Origin of the sequence: Sutcliffiella horikoshii (genome assembly GCF_021991925.1) — a bacterium.
Taxonomy (GTDB): domain Bacteria; phylum Bacillota; class Bacilli; order Bacillales; family Bacillaceae_I; genus Sutcliffiella_A; species Sutcliffiella_A horikoshii_F.
The window spans coordinates 73250-91154 of sequence record NZ_RXZI01000005.1 but is presented as its reverse complement, the minus strand read 5'-3'; the positions used below and the strand labels follow the sequence as shown (position 1 = coordinate 91154).

The window sequence follows — 17905 nt, the reverse complement described above, 5'->3', positions numbered from 1 at the left end:
TCCTTGTTTCGCATGGAAACAGCTTTTGCTTTATTTTGCGTGATATTCAATAAGTTAAGCATTTCCCCCATCACAGTAATGATGGATTTTTATGGGAGCTCAGATCAAACGTTAGAAAATGTATGAGAAGTTAGGAATTTAATAAGTTTTTCATCTGTTTGCTTTGAAGAATTACCTAGCCAAATGAGATGTCCCCATGTGTCAAGAAGACATAATTCAGAAGTATGAATATTTTTATGAGCATAATAAGGGTGTTCTAAAGGTACAGAACCATCATGTTTACTGTGCATAATAAGAGTTGGACAACTTATAGCCTGTAAATTATCAATAGCTAACTCATCTATCTGTACTAGGTCGATAAAGAAACCATATCCAGATCGTTGACGATTATTCATTTTTCTTATTGCTTCCACATCCTCTTTACTTAACATACCATTTGCTTCATCAGGTGTTAATTTACTAAAGGAAGGAAACATTTGATTAAAGATAAATCGCGGGAATAAATTATTTATAAAAGCTATTAATTTCCACGTGTATTTTTCTGTTTTAGGACGGAATAATACCCTTGCAGCTTTTAATTCCTTATCCTTCGGAGTAAGCCATTCTTTCGTGACAGCAGATTGTAAAGTAAGCGAACAAACCATTTCAGGATAATTAGCAGCAAAATATATACCACTAGGACCACCTGCGGAAATTGCCACAAGGTGGACTTTTTTTATATTCAAATGATTTAGTAACTTCATATAATACTCACATGCAACAGATAGACTTTCTCCTAATTCTTTGGACGTACCTCCATACCCTGCCCTTGAAGGAGTAATGATAGAAAAACCATTCTCTAATAATGTTTTATACCCTAATTCTTCCTTACAATTTGAATGTCCACCGTGCATGATAAAGATTGGTTCACCTTCACCAATAATAGAATATTCGAGAGTTACCCCATTTGCAGAAAATTTCTCTATTCTTCTCTCCATAAAACAGCCTCCTTTTTTACAAAGAAATCCTTCTGGGACAATCCTCTTGTTTTAATAAAATGGTCTTCTGCTTAATACCAATTATTTCAAACCTGTTTGGTTTCTACAAGCATTTCTTGCATACAAAGGACTTCCACCTCTCAGAATAGAAGTTGTAACTCTGTTGTAACTCCTCTTTTATACACTTCAACTATTAATGTAGAGGGGTTGATTTACTTTTATGTCTGGTAAACGTTTGTGGCTGATGTTGGTTGCTTTGATATTGGTATGTGCAGGTACATTGTTTCCAGTTTCTTATTCTGCCGCAGGACAGTTTTTAAACGGTTCATATGGTGGCAAACCATATAAGCTATATGTTCCAAATGGTTATGATTCCAATAAGAGCTACCCATTATATGTCATGCTTCATGGATGCACACAGGATGCCAGTCAATTTGCAACTGGAACTAAAATGAACGCCCTTGCAGATGAGAAACATTTCTTGGTTCTATACCCAGAACAAACAAGCAGCGGGAACTCAAATAAGTGCTGGAACTGGTTTGAAACTGCACACCAGTCACGTGGAAACGGGGAGCCTGCAATTATTGCTGGCATGGTAAATACAATAAAAAACAACTATTCCATTCAGGAAAATCAAGTGTATGTAGCTGGACTTTCAGCAGGCGCTGCCATGAGTGTCATCATGGGGGCCACTTATCCTGACCTCTTTTCTGGCGTTGGTGTTGGAGCAGGTCTTGAATATAAAGCAGCAACAAGTATGACTGGTGCTTTTACAGCGATGTCAAGCGGTGGTCCAAATCCAGTTCAGCAGGGATATGCGGCATATCAGGCAATGGGTAATCGCGCTAAAGTGATGCCCGTCATTGTTTTCCATGGTTCTTCGGACTATACGGTCTATCCTGTTAATGGCGATCAGGTTATATCACAATGGTCTATCACAAATGATTTTTCCCAAACCGGAACGAATAATGGCTGGATTGATGACCAACCTGAGCGAACAGAAAGCTTCACGGTGTCTGGAGGCAGAAGGTATAGTATCAGTGATTACGAAGGTGGGGACGGAATTGTCTGGATGAAGAAGGTTACGGTCCAAAGCATGGGGCATGCCTGGTCCGGCGGGAGCTCACAAGGAAGCTATACTGATCCTCAAGGTCCTGATGCAAGTAGGATGATGTGGGATTTCTTTAAATCTATTAATAATGACGGTGGTGGCGAAAACGATACAACTGCACCGATAACTACAGCAAATCCAAAAGGAGGGACATATAACCATTCATTACAGGTAGCGCTGCAGGTAAATGAAGAAGCTTCTACTTATTACACAATAGATGGTTCAGAACCGTCTATTCAATCCACAATGTACACGGAACCAATTCTAATCACAGATAATACTACCCTGAAATTTTTCAGCCGTGACCCATCTGGGAACTCAGAGTCCATTCAGCAGGAAATCTATGTGATCGATGAATCCGCTCCTCCAAGCGAAGGGCTAACCATCCCTTCACTTGCGACGGAAAATGGCTTCGCTGGCCAGCTCACAGCTGATGGAAAAGGAACAGGCGATATTAAGGTAGGTGATAAGGGCATGTACAACATAGACACATATAGGGGCATTATTTCATTTGATACGAGTACCCTGGGGCAAACAACAATAGAGTCTGCAGTCATCCGTCTGTACACCAAAACTCTCACAGGAAACGTTTCATCGATTCAAGCTGATATCAAAAATGGAACCTTTGGTACCGCGGCGATAGAACAAAGCGACTATTCCGCCATTGCCAGTCTTCATAACATTTTAAGTATACCTTCACCTCCTGCCTCCGGTCACATCGATTTAGCACTGCCGGCAAGCGCTTTGTCGGAAATCAATAAAAGCGGGAAAACCCAAATAAGACTGAAAGCAACAACCACTCCGGGCTTCAATATAAATCAAATTGAGTTCTATGGAGGAGGAAATGGCGAAAAGTCTCCTGTTCTTTTCATAAACGGGATAAACGAATGATGCAGTGCCAGCCTTCTATAAATTGAGCATATAAAAAAACGATTAGTGGGACTAACCACTAATCGTTTTTTGACATGCAACTGTCATCCAATACTTCCTTGCCACGATATTTTATGTATAAAATTACTTTACAGTCTCTTTCGTAACAATACAATAATCCCAGAAAGAAATATAAAGGATTCGTATAATTCACTCAAAGTTCAATCTAATATTAAGCGATCCTCAATACAGTAATCACTCCGGTTAAGTAGACAAATAATCTTCATTTATTTGATAAAAACATGAATTTCATCTTTATTACTTTTACTAATTTATCTAATAACATATTCGCTTTTTTCGTATATTCGCTTCCACCATCTTTAGACTCACCTAATATTTCTTCTATATAGGCTGTTACATAAACAACCATTGTCTGTGTTTTTTCGAAATACACCTCATATTATTCTTCTGGGACCATGCCAAATTTCGTAGCCTGAGCATCTGCGAACACACGAATGTCATCGGAAGGATAATTACTACTTTCACTTTTCATTTTTTGGATTTCTTGTAGCTCTTTTGAAATATCAATGTTTAAATCCTTTACTTCTTGTTCAGTTAATTTTGCTTTTATCGTTCCATCTAGATAGTCAATTATCCTATCGTCAGAATATAAGAACCGTAAATCCCCAACAGTTATTTCTTCACCTCTTACAATTACTGCAACTTTAGTATCATCATAATCCGACATCACACCTTTATAACATCCAACTACGACAAGCAAGCAAATTAGGGATAGATAAATAAACAACCTTTTCAAGTGGTCCTCCTTTCTATTTCAAAACCAGATGTATTACTAACCGCTACTAAAACTTTTTCGTCAAGAGAAAGACGCTTTTCCTTACTTTCAGAAAAGCGCCATATAATATGACACAACTGAGTATCTTTGATTGAATGTTATTTTTCAGGTTTGAAAATAGTTCTTTGGACAGGAACGCCTCCCATTGAAATATTTCGTTCTATGAAAATATAGGCACGACCATCTATAATAAATTTTCGATTTCCTTGATAACTGACCTTTCTTCCTCGTTTAATTAGTTCACCCTCTATAGCTTTAACGTATTCTGTAAAATCCGTATATCTCTCCTCAAGGTCAATGATAATATGGTCTTTTCTATATCCCATAAGCCAATTAAAACCAAACAAGCATAGTCCAAAAATTATTAATATTAAAGTTATCTCCATATCGGTTTCCCTCTTTTTTGTTCTTGAGTTTTATATCTCTCTAATATTACTATACGATTTAGAATATGTTTCGTTTCATAATCATCAAAGATACTCAATAAAATCCTAAGTATACTTATTATTTTGCGAGTAAAAAATAGCAACTGAACGAATTCAGTTGCTATCATTAACGGTATAAAAGAATAAGGAATATACCTACTTCCTAACAATTCATTTTGTCAAAACGTCCATTCATACTTTCAGCAATATTTTTTAGTTCCACTGCACGAGAAGCAATGAATGCTTTCATATACTTTTCTAAGAACAACTTATCTGCTAAAACACCAATTAGGCCGAATGGCGATTTGTACTGGAATTTATCGATCATTATTGTACCACCCGCTTCTTCGGTAAATTGATGGGTGTGAGTAAAGGATTGGAAAGCCCCCTTCACCATGATATCTACAAATTTATAAGGGGGTTCCATTAATACAATTTTGGCTGTCAACCTTTGCTTGATTCCAAAGTGAATTGCTTCCCAGGTAACAGTATCTCCTTCTTCTAATAACCCTTCTGTTACTCCACCAACAGCTCTTTCCTTTGTTTTAATGGTAGTTTGAGTATGTATATCTACATTCCTTGCTAAGTCAAAACATATTTCAACAGGGGCTTTAAAAAACTGTTGGTGCTCAATCACAGGCATGTAAGATTCTCCTTTTACTAGAACTCTCTAACAAAATTTTGTTGTACCTCATTTTCACAAAATCTCTGGATACTTGAAAACTTTATTTAACGACATTTTCTTTATGTTAATATTCAATTACTATCTCCCCTTCATCTGTAGGTACCTCAAATCCTTTAAGGAAGGAAGTTAACACTTCTTCTGTAATAGGGAAGGCAGCATTTGCATCAAGACGCTGACTTCGTATCTTGAGTCGTTTTCGCAAATCATTAGGATGAACTTTCAAATATATAAGTTTCCATTCCCCTCCATTCTCTTCTATAAGCCGTTTATATTTGGTTCTTCTTGAGCGTTGCCAAAAACTGAAGTCCACGACCACATGTTGTTTATCTTGAATTAATTTTACTAGTAATTTACACAACTTATTTTCTGCAGCTTCTTTGTATTCCTCATACTTATCGGTTGGATAGTCGATCCCATAACGACCATTCGTAGCCCAAATTTCTTCATCGATGGATAGACGTATAAAACCTTCTTCTTCTAATTGTTGAGCGAAAGTCGTTTTTCCAGAACCTGCTACACCGCACATCATTACAACTAATGAACGGAAAGTGTCTCGTTTACTAATAATTAGGTCATCAATGATAGACTTTTCAACCATCCGTATCCCCCCTACTTAAAAATAGAACTTTGGTGGAATTCACTTTAATCCTATTCTAAACTATGTATCTTCTTCTTTGGTAACCACTGCCTTGAAAATGTGACTTGTGCGTAATAAGAAAAGCGATAATTCAAAGAATGAATTACCGCCCCATATTTATTTTATAAAACGAAGAAAACGTTTTTTACCAATTTGTAGTACTTCACCATTCATCAATACGCGATCTAGTTCATCGATGCTTAATTTTTCTTTATTGAGTTGAACACCGTTTTGTCTGATTAAGCGCATGAATTCGCTTTTGCTTTTAACAAAACCTTGCTCGACTAGTTGCGGAATGATGGCTAGGACTGTCTCGGTTCCTATTTCTATTAATAACTCTGGGATGTCATCTGGTATTTCTTTTTTGCTAAAGGCCGTTTCATAAAATACGATGGCTCTTTTTGTTTCTTTTACTCCGCAGTATAGGTTTGTAATGATTTCAGCTAATTGAAGTTTAATATCTCTAGGGTTCGCTCCTTGTTCCAACTGTTGAATCCACTTCTGGATCTCACTCGGATGTTCATCCGTTGCTAATTCAAAGTATTTGATAATGAGTTCGTCTGGAACCTCCATCACTTTTTTAAACATTACTTCGGCTGGTTCGTTGACCCCGATGTAATTACCAAGGCTTTTACTCATTTTCTCTACTCCGTCCAACCCTTCAAGCAGTGGCATGAAAATGGCAACTTGCTTTTCTAATCCCCATTGTTTTTGAAGGGTGCGTCCCATGAGAATATTAAATGTTTGGTCTGTACCACCTAGTTCAATATCTGCTTGGATTTCCACTGAATCATACGCTTGCATTAGCGGGTAGAAAAATTCGTGAATGCCAATCGGCACTTGGTTGTTATATCTTTTTTGGAAATCGTCACGCTCTAGTATTCTTGCCACCGATGTTGTGGCTGCTAGTTTTATAACTTCCTCAAAGGTTAGTTTAAATAGCCATTCACTATTAAAACGGACCGTGGTTTTTTCTGCATCCAATACCTTAAAGATTTGCTCGCAGTATGTTTGTGCATTCAGTTTTACCTGTTCATCACTCAAAGCTTTCCGTCCTTTGGCTTTTCCTGTCGGGTCCCCGATACGCCCAGTGAAATCCCCAATGATGATGACGATTTTATGGCCTAAATCTTGCATTTGTTTCATTTTTCTAAGCACCACTGCATGACCCAAATGAATATCAGGAGCAGAAGGATCGAGTCCCAATTTTACAGTCAGAGGCGTCTGCGTATCATAGGACTTCTCCAATTTCGCCAATAACTCTTCTTTACTTACTATTTCTTGAGCACCCTTCATGATGATGGTCAATTGTTCTTCTGGTTTTACCAACATACTAACATCTCCTTGGAATATTATTTCTAATATTGCAAGCTCTATAAGAACCAAAGGAATAAAAAAAAACGCCCTTTTGGATTAACCAAAAGGACGATTCATCTCGTGTTACCACCTTTAATTCATAAGCAATTCACATTGCCTACCTTTGAAAGTACAGTCATATGACGTGACGTATGACGATACTCCAGCACATGATTACGGGTGCTTCACCGGTGTAGCCTACTCAGTTCAGTCATGACTTTTCGGTACACAGCTCCAAGATGTATTCACAATCGTTCAACATGCACCTCTCATCAGCCGGTAACTTTCTGTCTGTTTACATGATTGCTACTCTTTATTATCATAGCTTTTGTTCTTATACTCCGAAATGTTTAAAACAAATCTTCGTTATGCAGATATTAATAGTTATTCTATCGATTTATTACAAAATGTCAATAGATTTATTTTTGCTTATAATACGTAATCCCCAATGCAAAGGCAAGCACAAGGCCTTTGACTATGTCCATTGCATAGTAAGGAACGGACATCATGACAAGGCCATTTTGCAGGATACCGATTAATACCGCACCAATAAATGTGCCGAATGCATTTGGTTTGCCGGCTCCAAGGACGGCAAAGCCTATGAACGCGGCCGCAACAGAATCCATCAAATATGGTGTACCAGCATTGATTTCCGCTGTCATGATTCTTGATGCAAGCACCATCCCTCCGATTGCTGCTAATAAGGCGGAAAATAAATAAGCCGCTACTTTGTATTTGTTCACGGCAATACCCGAAAGCTTTGCCGCTTCAGCATTTCCACCGATGATGTACATGAATCTTCCATGTTTCGTGTAGGTAAGGAAAACATGCACCACTACCACAATCGTCAGCATGATGACGATTATCCATGGGACCTGTCCAAATTTCTGAAATAATGGACTGATGGTTCCCGTTGCAAATGTTCCATCAGGCATGACCATATTTTGTGAAATCGTGGAGCCTTTTGTATAGGTTAAAGCGATTCCCTGGATGATGAACATGGTCGCAAGGGTCATCAGCATATCAGGGATTTTCAGCTTTACAATCATAAAAGAATTGAAAGCCCCTACCAACAGTGCAGCTGCTATGGCTGAAAAGATTGCCACTGTTGTATTTTGCGAAAACCAGACAAACATGGAGATCACGATGGCATTGGATAGGGAAGCAACAGACCCTACGGATAAGTCAAAACCATTCACTGTCAGGGATATGGTGATGCCAATCGCGATAATGGTTACTATCGAAATGGACCTTAAGATATTGATGACATTATTGGATTGGATGAATGCTGGATTTGCTAGGGCAAACACGGCAATCAATACAAAAATAGTAATGATGGTCCCGTATTTGTATAAAAAATCAAACCATTCAAAACGGAATGTAGGTTTCGCATTCTCTTGTACTGGTATGTCAGTTTTCATTACTTTGTCCCCCTGTTGAGAAATATAAAAGCTCTTGTTCGTCTGTTTCTGCGGTGGAAAGCTCTTTTGTTACCTCGCCGTCGTAGAGGACATACACCCTATTGGTCAGGCCGACGATCTCAGAAAGCTCAGATGATGCGTAGATGATGGCTTTACCGCGTTTCGCAAGGGCAGCTATCAGTTCAAAAATGTCTCTTTTTGCGCCAACATCGACCCCTTTTGTCGGCTCGTCCAAAATGTAAATATCCGCATCGGAGACCAGCCATTTTCCGATGGCGATTTTTTGTTGATTTCCTCCTGAAAGTGTATGTACGCTTGTGTCGGGGGATGGCGTTTTAATGCCTAATGCTTGGATAAGCTCTTGGGATTTACTTCTCTGTGCTTTTTTATCAAGGAAATGTAAAGCTTTAGTGAACGCATGAAGATTTGCGGAAATTAAATTAGTTTGCACCGATTCATGGAGGATGAGACCCTCTTTTCTCCGCTCTTCTGGAATAAATGCCAGCCCGTTTTGCACTGCAATATGAGGGCTTTTCAAACTGACCTGTTTCCCTTTGATTTGGATGGTCCCAGTAGCTTTGGCTGCATCTCCAAACAACGCCTTGCACAGCTCTGTTTTTCCTGCTCCAACAAGTCCAGCTATTCCCACTACTTCTCCAGCCTTTACATGGAGGCTAATATCTTTCACTATAGCTTGGTCGCTAAGTCCTTCCACTTCTAGCAAAATCTCACCAATGGTAGGGTTGTGTTCCGGAAACTGCTGCTCCAGCTTCTTACCAAGCATCCACTCTACTATCTCTTCTGGTGTCAGTTGTGCAACCGTATCCCGTTTGACTACCTGTCCATTTCTCATGATCGTTATTTCATCACAAATCTCTACGATTTCGGGAATTCGGTGGGAGATGAAGATGATCCCTACCCCTGCTTCTTTCAATCTCTTGATGACGGAAAATAGTTTTTCTGTCTCCCTGTTGCTAAGAGGGGCTGTTGGTTCATCTAATATCAAAAACTTACAATCTGTTGAAATGGCTCTTGCCAGGAGGACCATTTGCTTCTCTGCTAATGTTAGCGAGCTTACAAGCCGTTTGGTTGAGATAGTACTATTCAATTTCTCCAATTGTGTGGCTGCTTTTTTATGAACATTTCTCCATCGGATCCACTGCTTGCCTCCGGAATGCTGCACCGTCTCTTGAAGCATGATATTCTCTGCTACCGTCAGAGTCGGAATCAAAGCCGCATCCACTTCCTGATAAACGATTTGCACGCCGGCTTTTTGGGAGTCAGTTGGTTTCGAAATAGATAGTTGCTTTCCTCCGAGTTTGATTTCCCCGTTAAAATGAGCGTACGCTCCAGCCAGCACCTTCATCAACGTCGATTTCCCGGCACCATTGGCTCCGATTAATGCGTGAACACTGCCTGGTTTTGCGGAAAATGTTACTTGGTCCAGTGCTTTCACTCCAGGGAATTCTATAGATATATCTTTCATTTCAAGTGTTGTGTTAGTCATTCTGCTCCCCCTTTCTTCCAACATACAAACACTCTCTCCTGATGAAGAGAGTGCTGTCTATTATTTTTTGTAATGCTCTTTCAATGTGTTCATCCACTCTTCTAAGAAGGCATCTGACTCTCCCCAGCCCTCCACGACTGATGAGAGGTTCCCCATGTTTACCGCTTCACTTGATTGTTGTAGCTCCTCTTGAGAGATTAAGGATGCTTCCAAATCATATGTTTGCGGCGTTTCTTCCCCTGCAAGTTTTTTAGCAAGTAGGCGAAGATTTACAGCACCGATCAGTTTCGGATCCACAGCTGCTGTGTATTTCCACGGGCTACCTTCTGAACTGATTTCCTGAAGGTCCGCATTGGAGACATCAATTCCATAAATCTTGATTTCTTCACGACTTGCTTCTTTTAAAGCACGAGCCGCTCCTACTGCAAATGCGTCCCATGTAGCAAAAATAGCATCTATGCTTCCTTTAGGGTGCTTGTTCAACATTGCCGCAACCGCGTTTTGTGTTTGAACCGAAGTATCTGCCGCCGCAACTCCAAAGCGTTCCACTTCATTCAGCCCAGGGTTGTTCTCTAATGTCTCTTTATAGATATTGTTGCGTCGAACCATCGGAGGAAAACCGTCTACCCACAGATACACCACATTTGCTTCCCCATTAAAATCATTCACCATTTGATCAAGCGCTAACTTTGCCAGCTCCTCATCATCTTGAGAAGTTAGCGTTACTCCTTCAATGTTTGCAAGATCTCCATTGGAATCAAACGTCACCACTTCTTTCCCACTATCGACAAGCTGCTGAACGCCTTCCACCGTTGCCGCATCATCGCCATGAGATATGACGACTCCGTCATAATCTTGGTTTACCGTTTGATTGATCGCATCATGGAATTTCGCACTGTCACCATTTGCAGTAAATACATCCACTGTAAACCCGAGTGACTCCCCTTCCTCTTTCGCCCCAGCTAAAAATTGAGCCGTATGATCATCCCCACCAATCTTACGGATCACCTTAATTTTTGCCCCTTCTCCATCTGCAAACTTCTCTGGTACATTTTCAATCGGACCAGTAGGCTTACTGCTAGCGGCAGAATCGCTGCCTCCGCTGCACCCTGTTAGTAATAAAGTCGCTGTTGTTATTGCTACAATTCCTTTTTTAAAAAAGTTTCTGTTCATTCTATTTACTCCCCTTTTTGTTTTAGTGCTTTAATAAAATAAAAAACCTCTCCAAGAAAGAGAGGTTTGAGCGCTAATTGAAAACAAAAAGACTTGTCCCTCTCTTATCTTTCAAAACATCACTGTTTTGCAGGATTTAGCACCAATTCCAAATGGAACGGTTGCTGGGCGTCATAGGGCCAGTCCCTCTGCCACTCTTGATAAGAGATCGAAATATTTAGTTTATTAAAAGAATTAAGTATTACTTTACCGCCTTAAAGAAGAAGTGTCAATGATTTTTCATTAATTTTTTTATGGATATTAAAACTAGGGGGTTTTCGAATTAATGTCCGCCATCTTCCCCTCCGTCTTCACTGTCTTCTGCACTATCATTATCTGCTTCCTCCGCATTCTCAAAAAAATCATTTATCTTTTCCACTATGCCTTGCTTATGAGGATTGTCTGTATTCATATTCTGAGCATTAATAAAACTTTCTATAGTAAAAATTTGTACCGCCTCTTGTTTACGCCTACCAATAAAGAAAAGATAAAGACAAATGATCGTTAATACTAACAATACAAAAACGATTGACAGCCATACCATTGGACTCAATGTTTTGCCCCCTTGTTTAACAAATAGGGAAAAAGATAAAGACTAGATATCCCGTTAAGAGAAATACATAAAAAGGTAGTTACGATACTATATGTGCCAGGCTGTCATAATAGTAAACAAAATGGGATTTAATGATGAACAAGCCGGAATTGGTCTTTATTTTGATGAGGAACTCTTCGTTCCAATATTTATGAAATAGGCGTACTCAAAAGGGCGACCATACGACCTCTTATGACACGCGTTTTATCCTCTTACATCCTTTTTCGCGATGAGGACCTCTCTTTTCTCTTTCTCCCCAAACTGGCGTCCTCATATGGCCGATGAGGACCTCTCTCCTCCCTTTCTCCCCAAACTGACGTCCTCATGAGGAAGATGAAGACTTCTCTCCTTAGATTTTATCTTATTAGAGGTCTTCATCTCACCGCACAGAAAATTAGTTACCTTCTCTCACAAAAAAAGAAAAGCCCCACCAAAATGGTGAGGCTTTCCCTTCATATATATTTATTTAGCTACTACATAAACACGCGTTTCATAAGGCTTCAATGTCAACTCAGACACATTTTCATGCGCAGCAACTTCATAGTTTTGAAGACGAAGGTCTGCAGATGCTACCTCAAGGGTTTCAAGCTCTACTGTTACTTCTTCTTCACTCAAGTTACAAAGTACAACTGCCACTTTATTATCAAGTGTTCTTGTGTAACCGTAAACTTGTGTATCATCTTCAAGAATCAGATTGTATTCGCCATAGACGAATACTTCTTCCTCTTTACGGATTTTAATCATGTCTCGATAGAAGCTCAATACAGAATTCGGGTCATTCCATTGCTTTTCCACATTGATGGTTTTGTAGTTTTCATTCACGCCCATCCATGGAGTCCCTGTGGTGAACCCTCCGTTCGGCTCGGCATTCCATTGCATAGGAGTACGAGAGTTGTCACGGCCTTTAGCCCATATGATTTCCATTACTTTTTGAGCATGCTCTTCGCCTTTTGCACTTTCAATGTCATAAAGGTTTTTCATGCCGACATCATCGTAATCGTTAATGCTGTCAAACTTCACATTCGTCATTCCAAGTTCTTGACCTTGGTAGATAAATGGAGTTCCTTGCATCAGGAAATACAATGCGCCTAGGGACTTCGCACTTTCCACTAGGTATTCTTTATCATTACCCCATGTAGAAACAGAACGAGCTTGGTCATGGTTTTCAAGGAATAGTGCATTCCATCCATTCCCTTCCAATCCTTTTTGCCATTTCGTCAATGTTTTCTTTAGCTGAAGAAGGTCTACGCCGCCTTCTGTTCCTTTTTCCCAAAGACCAAGATGTTCAAATTGGAAAATCATATTGAACTTACCGTTCTCTTCGCCAACCCACTCATCTGCTTGGTTCAGCTTCACACCATTTGCTTCCCCGACTGTCATGATGTCATAGCGTGCAAACGTTTGCTCTTTCAATTCCTCAAGATGCTTTTGAATTCCTTCCACATTCATCATGTAGTCAAAAGATGGAACATAGTCTAAACCTTTTGGGTTAGGCAGGTCTGGGAAGCCAGGCTCTTTTTTGATATGAGAAATAGCATCCACACGGAATCCGTCAATGCCTTTATCCAACCACCAGTTGATCATATCGTACAATGCAAAGCGAACATCTTTATTTTCCCAGTTCAAGTCAGGCTGTTCTGTTGCAAAGATGTGCATGTAATACTGACCAGTCTTCTCATCCAGCTTCCATGCTGGACCATTGAAAATACTTTCCCAGTTGTTCGGCTCCTTGCCATCTTTTCCATCTTTCCAAATATACCAATCGCGTTTAGGATTGTCCTTAGAAGATGCTGATTCAATGAACCATTCATGCTGATCAGAAGTATGATTGATTACTAAATCAATGATAAGCTTCATGTCGCGGTTATGCACTTCTTCCAGTAACTCATCGAAATCCGCCATGTTCCCGAAGTCTTCCATGATATCTTGATAATCACTGATGTCATAGCCATTATCCACATTCGGAGACTTATACATCGGACAGATCCAAATAACATCTATACCCATATCTTTTAAATAATCTAATTTAGAAATAACTCCTCGTAAATCACCGATACCGTCCCCATTGGAATCCATGAAACTTCTAGGATATACCTGATAGGCAACTGCTTCTTTCCACCATATCTTTTTCAATCTTGATACACTCCCTTATTAACTACTGCACTCAACAATGATAACGGTTGCATTTATTGCGTAACCGTTTGCACAAATCTACAAAAAAAAAATAACCTGGAATAATTCCACTACTTTACTATACCATCTTTTTCACTAATTTCAACTTAAATTCTGATTTTGTTTTTATTCATGAAATGAACATAGATGGTAACACTAACTGTTAGGAATATTTTAGGAGGTTTCGAACCATGAAATATTTATGGATTTGTTTGTTAGCCATCACGTTTATATTCACCCCCTTCACTACTAATGCCGCAATAAATGACCAACCAAAGGCAGCTTTTACAAGATACCACTCATTGTGGCTTTTTGATGGCAAAGAGGAGAGAGTCCTACACGAGAATATTAATGTAGGGAAATTCAGCTGGTCCTTTGATGGGAAATGGCTCGTATATGAAGCAAGACAGATAGATAAGGAATCAGAAGAACCAGAGATATGGTTATATAACACAGAAACCAACAGTTCCACCAAGCTCAAAATCGTTGGTCATGACCCATTATGGAATCCGGTTGACCATACATTTGCATTCTTGACTGGATCCATCCTGTGTGTAGTAGAACTCTCTTCTGGTACGCCGATTATTCATCAACTTACTGGTGGTGTATCTAATTTTACTTGGGACGGTAATGGAGTCAATTTGATTGCTTCAGCAAGTGCGGCATTATTTCCAGACGGTTGGAGCCATCCTAGACTCTACGAAGTCCATTGGGGGATAGAAAAAGAAGAACATGAAATGGATGTAAAAGTCACCCCTCTCCACACCATTGGCTCTCCCCTGAAGTATGAAGACATCTCTATCCTATCGGTGGATGTGGAGAACTTCTCCTGGTCACATGATGGAAAAAGCTTAGCAATGGTGGTCGCGCCGACTGCTTCGTGGTCTGCAGACAGCAACATGCTCAGTGTGTATGTGAAAGAAAACAAACTCTTCATACCACTTGGAGAAATCTTGCTTGATCCGAAATGGATAAAATGGGCGCCAACCAAGCCGCTACTAGCTTCTATTCAGGGCGGTGGCCGCATGACAGGGGGCGTCAAAAATAAAGTTTTAACGACCAGCACCATCATTCCTAATTATAAAAAGACACATACGCCAAAAGGGTTTGCGGATGTAGACTTTGACTGGGTGGATGATGAAAGAATTGTGGTGGCACGGGGCCGCGAAACCAGTGACAGCACGGAAAGATTTAACTCTTCATTATATTTGGTCGATTTGAAGGAAAAAAAAGACCAGAAAGTTTCTGAAACCCCTGATGGTTATTCTGATGGAGAACCTGTGGTGTTACGCAAGGGTGCTTCGTTGGCTTGGGTTCGGGAAGATGCAGATGGAAGAAGGCATATTTGGTGGAGTAAGTCAGATGGTACAGACGGACGTATGCTTGTGGAGAATGTGTTTGATGTTGTTTGGTTTGGGAAGTAGGTGGTTGGTTTTAGGGTTTGTTTTGTGGTGGATTACTTTTGGACTACTTAAGATATGTCGGAGCTGTGGAAGTTAGATTGTACGGCATGCTTATTTTAATGAAAAAGGGTTCAAAACAGTGTGATGTTGGGGTGGCTAAATGGATTCGGACAAATATCGGGTGAGTTTGGACATTTTTGAGGTAGAAAAATGTGGTGTTCGGACAATTGGACATGGCTGTTCGGACAGGAATTTACAAGGTTTGGACATTTCAGAATTTGGTTCGGACATTTGAAGCCAATCTTTGGACAAAATCGCAAAAACTTTGGACAACTTCGGTAAATCTTCAGACATTTACGTATCCGCTGCCGAATATGATACCGCCAAGATCACTAACGCATACGCGGAACCAAACAGAACAATAAAAAAATCCCGCCTCCAAAGCGGGATTTTCACTTTCTAAAAACTACGCTCTTGAAACGTAAGAAGCGTCAGTTGTATTGATGATCAATACGTCTCCTTCATTTACGAAGAACGGTACGTTCACTGTCACACCAGTTTCCATCACTGCTGGCTTAGATCCGCCGGAAGCTGTGTCGCCTTTGATTCCTGGCTCTGTTTCAGCCACTTTTAGTTCTACTGTATTTGGAAGCTCGACTCCAAGCGTCTCGCTTTGGTACATCATGATGGCAACTTCCATGTTTTCTTTCAAGAATTTCAATTCGTATTCGATTTGAGCAGATGGAAGCTCCAGCTGGTCATAGGATTCGTTGTCCATGAATACGTGCATGTCGCCGTTTGCATAAAGGTATTGCATTTTGCGGTTGTCGATCTGTGCTTTTGCTACTTTTTCTCCAGCACGGAACGTTTTTTCTTGGATGGCACCATTACGTAGGTTACGCAATTTTGAACGTACGAATGCTGCTCCTTTTCCTGGCTTAACGTGTTGGAAATCCATTACACGCCAAATGCCGTTGTCTACTTCGATGGTTAAACCTGTACGAAAATCATTTACTGAAATCATTTATTAGTTCCTCCTAAAGCTATGTAAAATAATGCCCTACACGTATTGTATCCTTGAGTGCCATACTCTAGTCTACACCACGTAAGATACATTTTTACAAAATAATAAGTTCTTTTGTAGAGAAGGAAAGTGTTTCGTTACCTGTTTCTGTAACGATCGTATCGTCTTCAATACGCACTCCGCCTAGTCCAGCAACATAAATCCCTGGTTCTACTGTTACAATCATTCCCGGTTCTAGTACAGTTTCTGATTTCACAGATAGAGAAGGACCTTCATGTACTTCCATTCCAAGTCCATGGCCTGTAGAATGACCGAAATACTCTCCATATCCTTTTTCCGTAATGTAATCACGTGTCAATGCATCCGCTTCACGGCCGGTGATACCCGCCTTGATGCCTCTCATGCCTCGTAACTGTGCTTCCAATACAGTATCATAAATCGTTCTCAGCTCATCGCTTGGCTCTCCAACAGCAAGTGTACGTGTGATATCGGAGTTGTAGCCTTTATAATAAGCTCCAAAATCAAGCTTGACAAACTCACCTTTTTCAATCACTTTATCTGAAGCGACACCATGAGGTAGGGCTGAGCGGTAACCAGAAGCAACGATAATGTCAAAGGATGAGGAAACGGCGCCTTGCTTTCTCATGAAGAATTCCAACTCATTGGAGACATCCAATTCTGTCAGACCTGGCTTGATGTATGTAAGAATGTGTTCAAAAGCTGCGTCAGCAATCTGTGTAGCTTCCTTTAATATCTTAATCTCTTGTTCACTCTTAATCAAGCGTAACTTTTCAATAACGCCAGAAACAGGGACAAGATCTGTTTTAATGGTTGTTTTGTAGTTTAAGTACGAGGAAAAAGTGACATGGTCCTGTTCGAAGCCAAGCTTAGCTACACCAAGATCTTTCACTACACTGGCAATTTCGTCTACTAGCCCACCTTTATGCTGGACGATATCAAAGCCTTCACACTGTTTGGCCGCTTGTTCAGTGTAACGGAAGTCCGTGATGAATACTGCTTTATCTTCTGTTACTACTGCCACTCCTGCCGATCCGGTGAAACCTGTGATGTATTGACGGTTCTTTCCGCTCGTAATCAGTAATGCATCAATACCTGAAGCTTGAAAGCTCTCTCTGAGTTTTGTTAATTTTGTCATCTTGCTATTCCCCCTTGTTCTGATTCAATAAAGCTAGTAGTGCTAGTTCGTAACCGTAAAAGCCAAGCCCCACTATCTGGCCTGCTGTTACAGGTGCGGTGACGGATGTATGTCTGAATTCTTCCCGCTTATGTATGTTGGAAATGTGCACTTCCATTACCGGTACAGATATGCTTGCAATGGCATCGCGGATGGCATAGCTGTAATGGGTGAAGGCGCCTGGGTTAATGACAATCCCATCATAGTGACCTTCAGCATCGTGAAGCTTATCGATAAGCTCCCCTTCGTGATTACTTTGAAAGCAAGTAAGTTCACACGAATGTTTGTCTGCAAATTCTTGAAGTTGCGCTTCAAGATCCTGCAATGTTTGACTGCCATATACTGTGGGTTCCCTTAGTCCTAATCGATTTAGGTTAGGGCCATTAAGAACAAGTAAGCGCATTCTTCAATCTCCTTTTCAAAACAAAAACACCTTTATTCCATAAGAAAAAGAATGTCCAA

Annotated in this window: 16 protein-coding genes, 1 riboswitch and 1 other annotated feature; of the genes, 2 read left to right on the top strand and 14 right to left on the bottom strand. The window is 40.2% G+C overall.

The features are described 5' to 3' along the window. Positions 1-104 precede the first annotated feature (104 nt). Positions 105-977 (bottom strand): alpha/beta fold hydrolase, encoded by an 873-nt coding sequence (locus EKQ44_RS14040; protein ID WP_237664178.1) that lies wholly within the window; start codon positions 975-977, stop codon positions 105-107. A gap of 220 nt (positions 978-1197) precedes the next feature. Here EKQ44_RS14040 and EKQ44_RS14035 point away from each other — a divergent pair, with 220 nt between their 5' ends. Further along, the gene (locus EKQ44_RS14035) at positions 1198-2979 is read left to right on the top strand and encodes an extracellular catalytic domain type 1 short-chain-length polyhydroxyalkanoate depolymerase (protein WP_237664177.1); all 1782 of its coding nucleotides are present in this window, start codon (positions 1198-1200) and stop codon (positions 2977-2979) included. Positions 2980-3418: 439 nt separating this feature from the next. Here EKQ44_RS14035 and EKQ44_RS14030 read toward each other — a convergent pair whose 3' ends face one another. From EKQ44_RS14030 to EKQ44_RS13985, 10 genes are all read right to left on the bottom strand, one after another. After that, positions 3419-3775: a hypothetical protein gene (locus EKQ44_RS14030; RefSeq protein WP_237664176.1), complete on the bottom strand. Its 357-nt coding sequence runs from the start codon at positions 3773-3775 to the stop codon at positions 3419-3421. Positions 3776-3912: 137 nt separating this feature from the next. Further along, positions 3913-4200, bottom strand: a complete 288-nt coding sequence (locus EKQ44_RS14025) for a hypothetical protein (protein WP_237664175.1) — start codon at positions 4198-4200, stop codon at positions 3913-3915. A 202-nt stretch (positions 4201-4402) separates the two neighbouring features. Further along, positions 4403-4882 carry an SRPBCC family protein gene (locus EKQ44_RS14020; RefSeq protein WP_237664174.1) on the bottom strand — a complete coding sequence of 160 codons (480 nt, stop codon included), beginning with the start codon at positions 4880-4882 and terminating at the stop codon, positions 4403-4405. 106 nt (positions 4883-4988) lie between these two features. Then, entirely contained in the window at positions 4989-5522 is a 534-nt protein-coding gene (locus EKQ44_RS14015; RefSeq protein WP_237664173.1) for a P-loop nucleotide/nucleoside kinase family protein, read from the bottom strand. Positions 5523-5678: 156 nt separating this feature from the next. After that, on the bottom strand, positions 5679-6893 hold the full coding sequence (gene tyrS, locus EKQ44_RS14010) for a tyrosine--tRNA ligase (RefSeq protein ID WP_237664172.1): 1215 nt from the start codon (positions 6891-6893) through the stop codon (positions 5679-5681). Between the two features lie 86 nt (positions 6894-6979). Beyond that, positions 6980-7249 (bottom strand) — a binding site (T-box leader). An 87-nt stretch (positions 7250-7336) separates the two neighbouring features. Further along, a complete protein-coding gene (locus EKQ44_RS14005) occupies positions 7337-8338 on the bottom strand; it encodes an ABC transporter permease (protein WP_237664171.1) in 1002 nt (333 codons plus the stop codon). Beyond that, complete coding sequence (locus EKQ44_RS14000; RefSeq protein WP_237664170.1) at positions 8328-9845, bottom strand: sugar ABC transporter ATP-binding protein; 1518 nt, start codon at positions 9843-9845, stop codon at positions 8328-8330. Before EKQ44_RS14000 ends, EKQ44_RS14005 begins: the two co-directional genes overlap by 11 nt. 60 nt (positions 9846-9905) lie before the next feature. Then, positions 9906-11018, bottom strand: a complete 1113-nt coding sequence (locus EKQ44_RS13995) for a sugar ABC transporter substrate-binding protein (protein ID WP_237664169.1) — start codon at positions 11016-11018, stop codon at positions 9906-9908. Positions 11019-11119: 101 nt separating this feature from the next. After that, positions 11120-11225: riboswitch (SAM riboswitch) on the bottom strand. A 115-nt stretch (positions 11226-11340) separates the two neighbouring features. Then, positions 11341-11610, bottom strand: a complete 270-nt coding sequence (locus tag EKQ44_RS13990; protein ID WP_237664168.1) for a hypothetical protein — start codon at positions 11608-11610, stop codon at positions 11341-11343. A 501-nt stretch (positions 11611-12111) separates the two neighbouring features. Beyond that, positions 12112-13782, bottom strand: coding sequence for an alpha-glucosidase (locus EKQ44_RS13985; protein WP_237664167.1), 1671 nt, complete (start codon positions 13780-13782; stop codon positions 12112-12114). A gap of 230 nt (positions 13783-14012) precedes the next feature. Between EKQ44_RS13985 and EKQ44_RS13980 the strand changes: the two genes are divergently transcribed. Next, entirely contained in the window at positions 14013-15245 is a 1233-nt protein-coding gene (locus tag EKQ44_RS13980) for a TolB-like translocation protein (RefSeq protein WP_237664166.1), read from the top strand. 445 nt (positions 15246-15690) lie between these two features. Here the strand turns inward: EKQ44_RS13980 and efp are convergent, their stop codons facing one another. The 3 genes from efp to aroQ all read right to left on the bottom strand — a co-directional run bounded on the left by efp (position 15691) and on the right by aroQ (position 17846). Continuing rightward, positions 15691-16248 (bottom strand): elongation factor P, encoded by a 558-nt coding sequence (efp, locus tag EKQ44_RS13975; protein ID WP_237664165.1) that lies wholly within the window; start codon positions 16246-16248, stop codon positions 15691-15693. A 94-nt stretch (positions 16249-16342) separates the two neighbouring features. Continuing rightward, on the bottom strand, positions 16343-17404 hold the full coding sequence (locus EKQ44_RS13970; RefSeq protein ID WP_237664164.1) for a M24 family metallopeptidase: 1062 nt from the start codon (positions 17402-17404) through the stop codon (positions 16343-16345). 4 nt (positions 17405-17408) lie between these two features. Further along, entirely contained in the window at positions 17409-17846 is a 438-nt protein-coding gene (aroQ, locus tag EKQ44_RS13965; protein WP_237664163.1) for a type II 3-dehydroquinate dehydratase, read from the bottom strand. Positions 17847-17905: the final 59 nt, after the last annotated feature.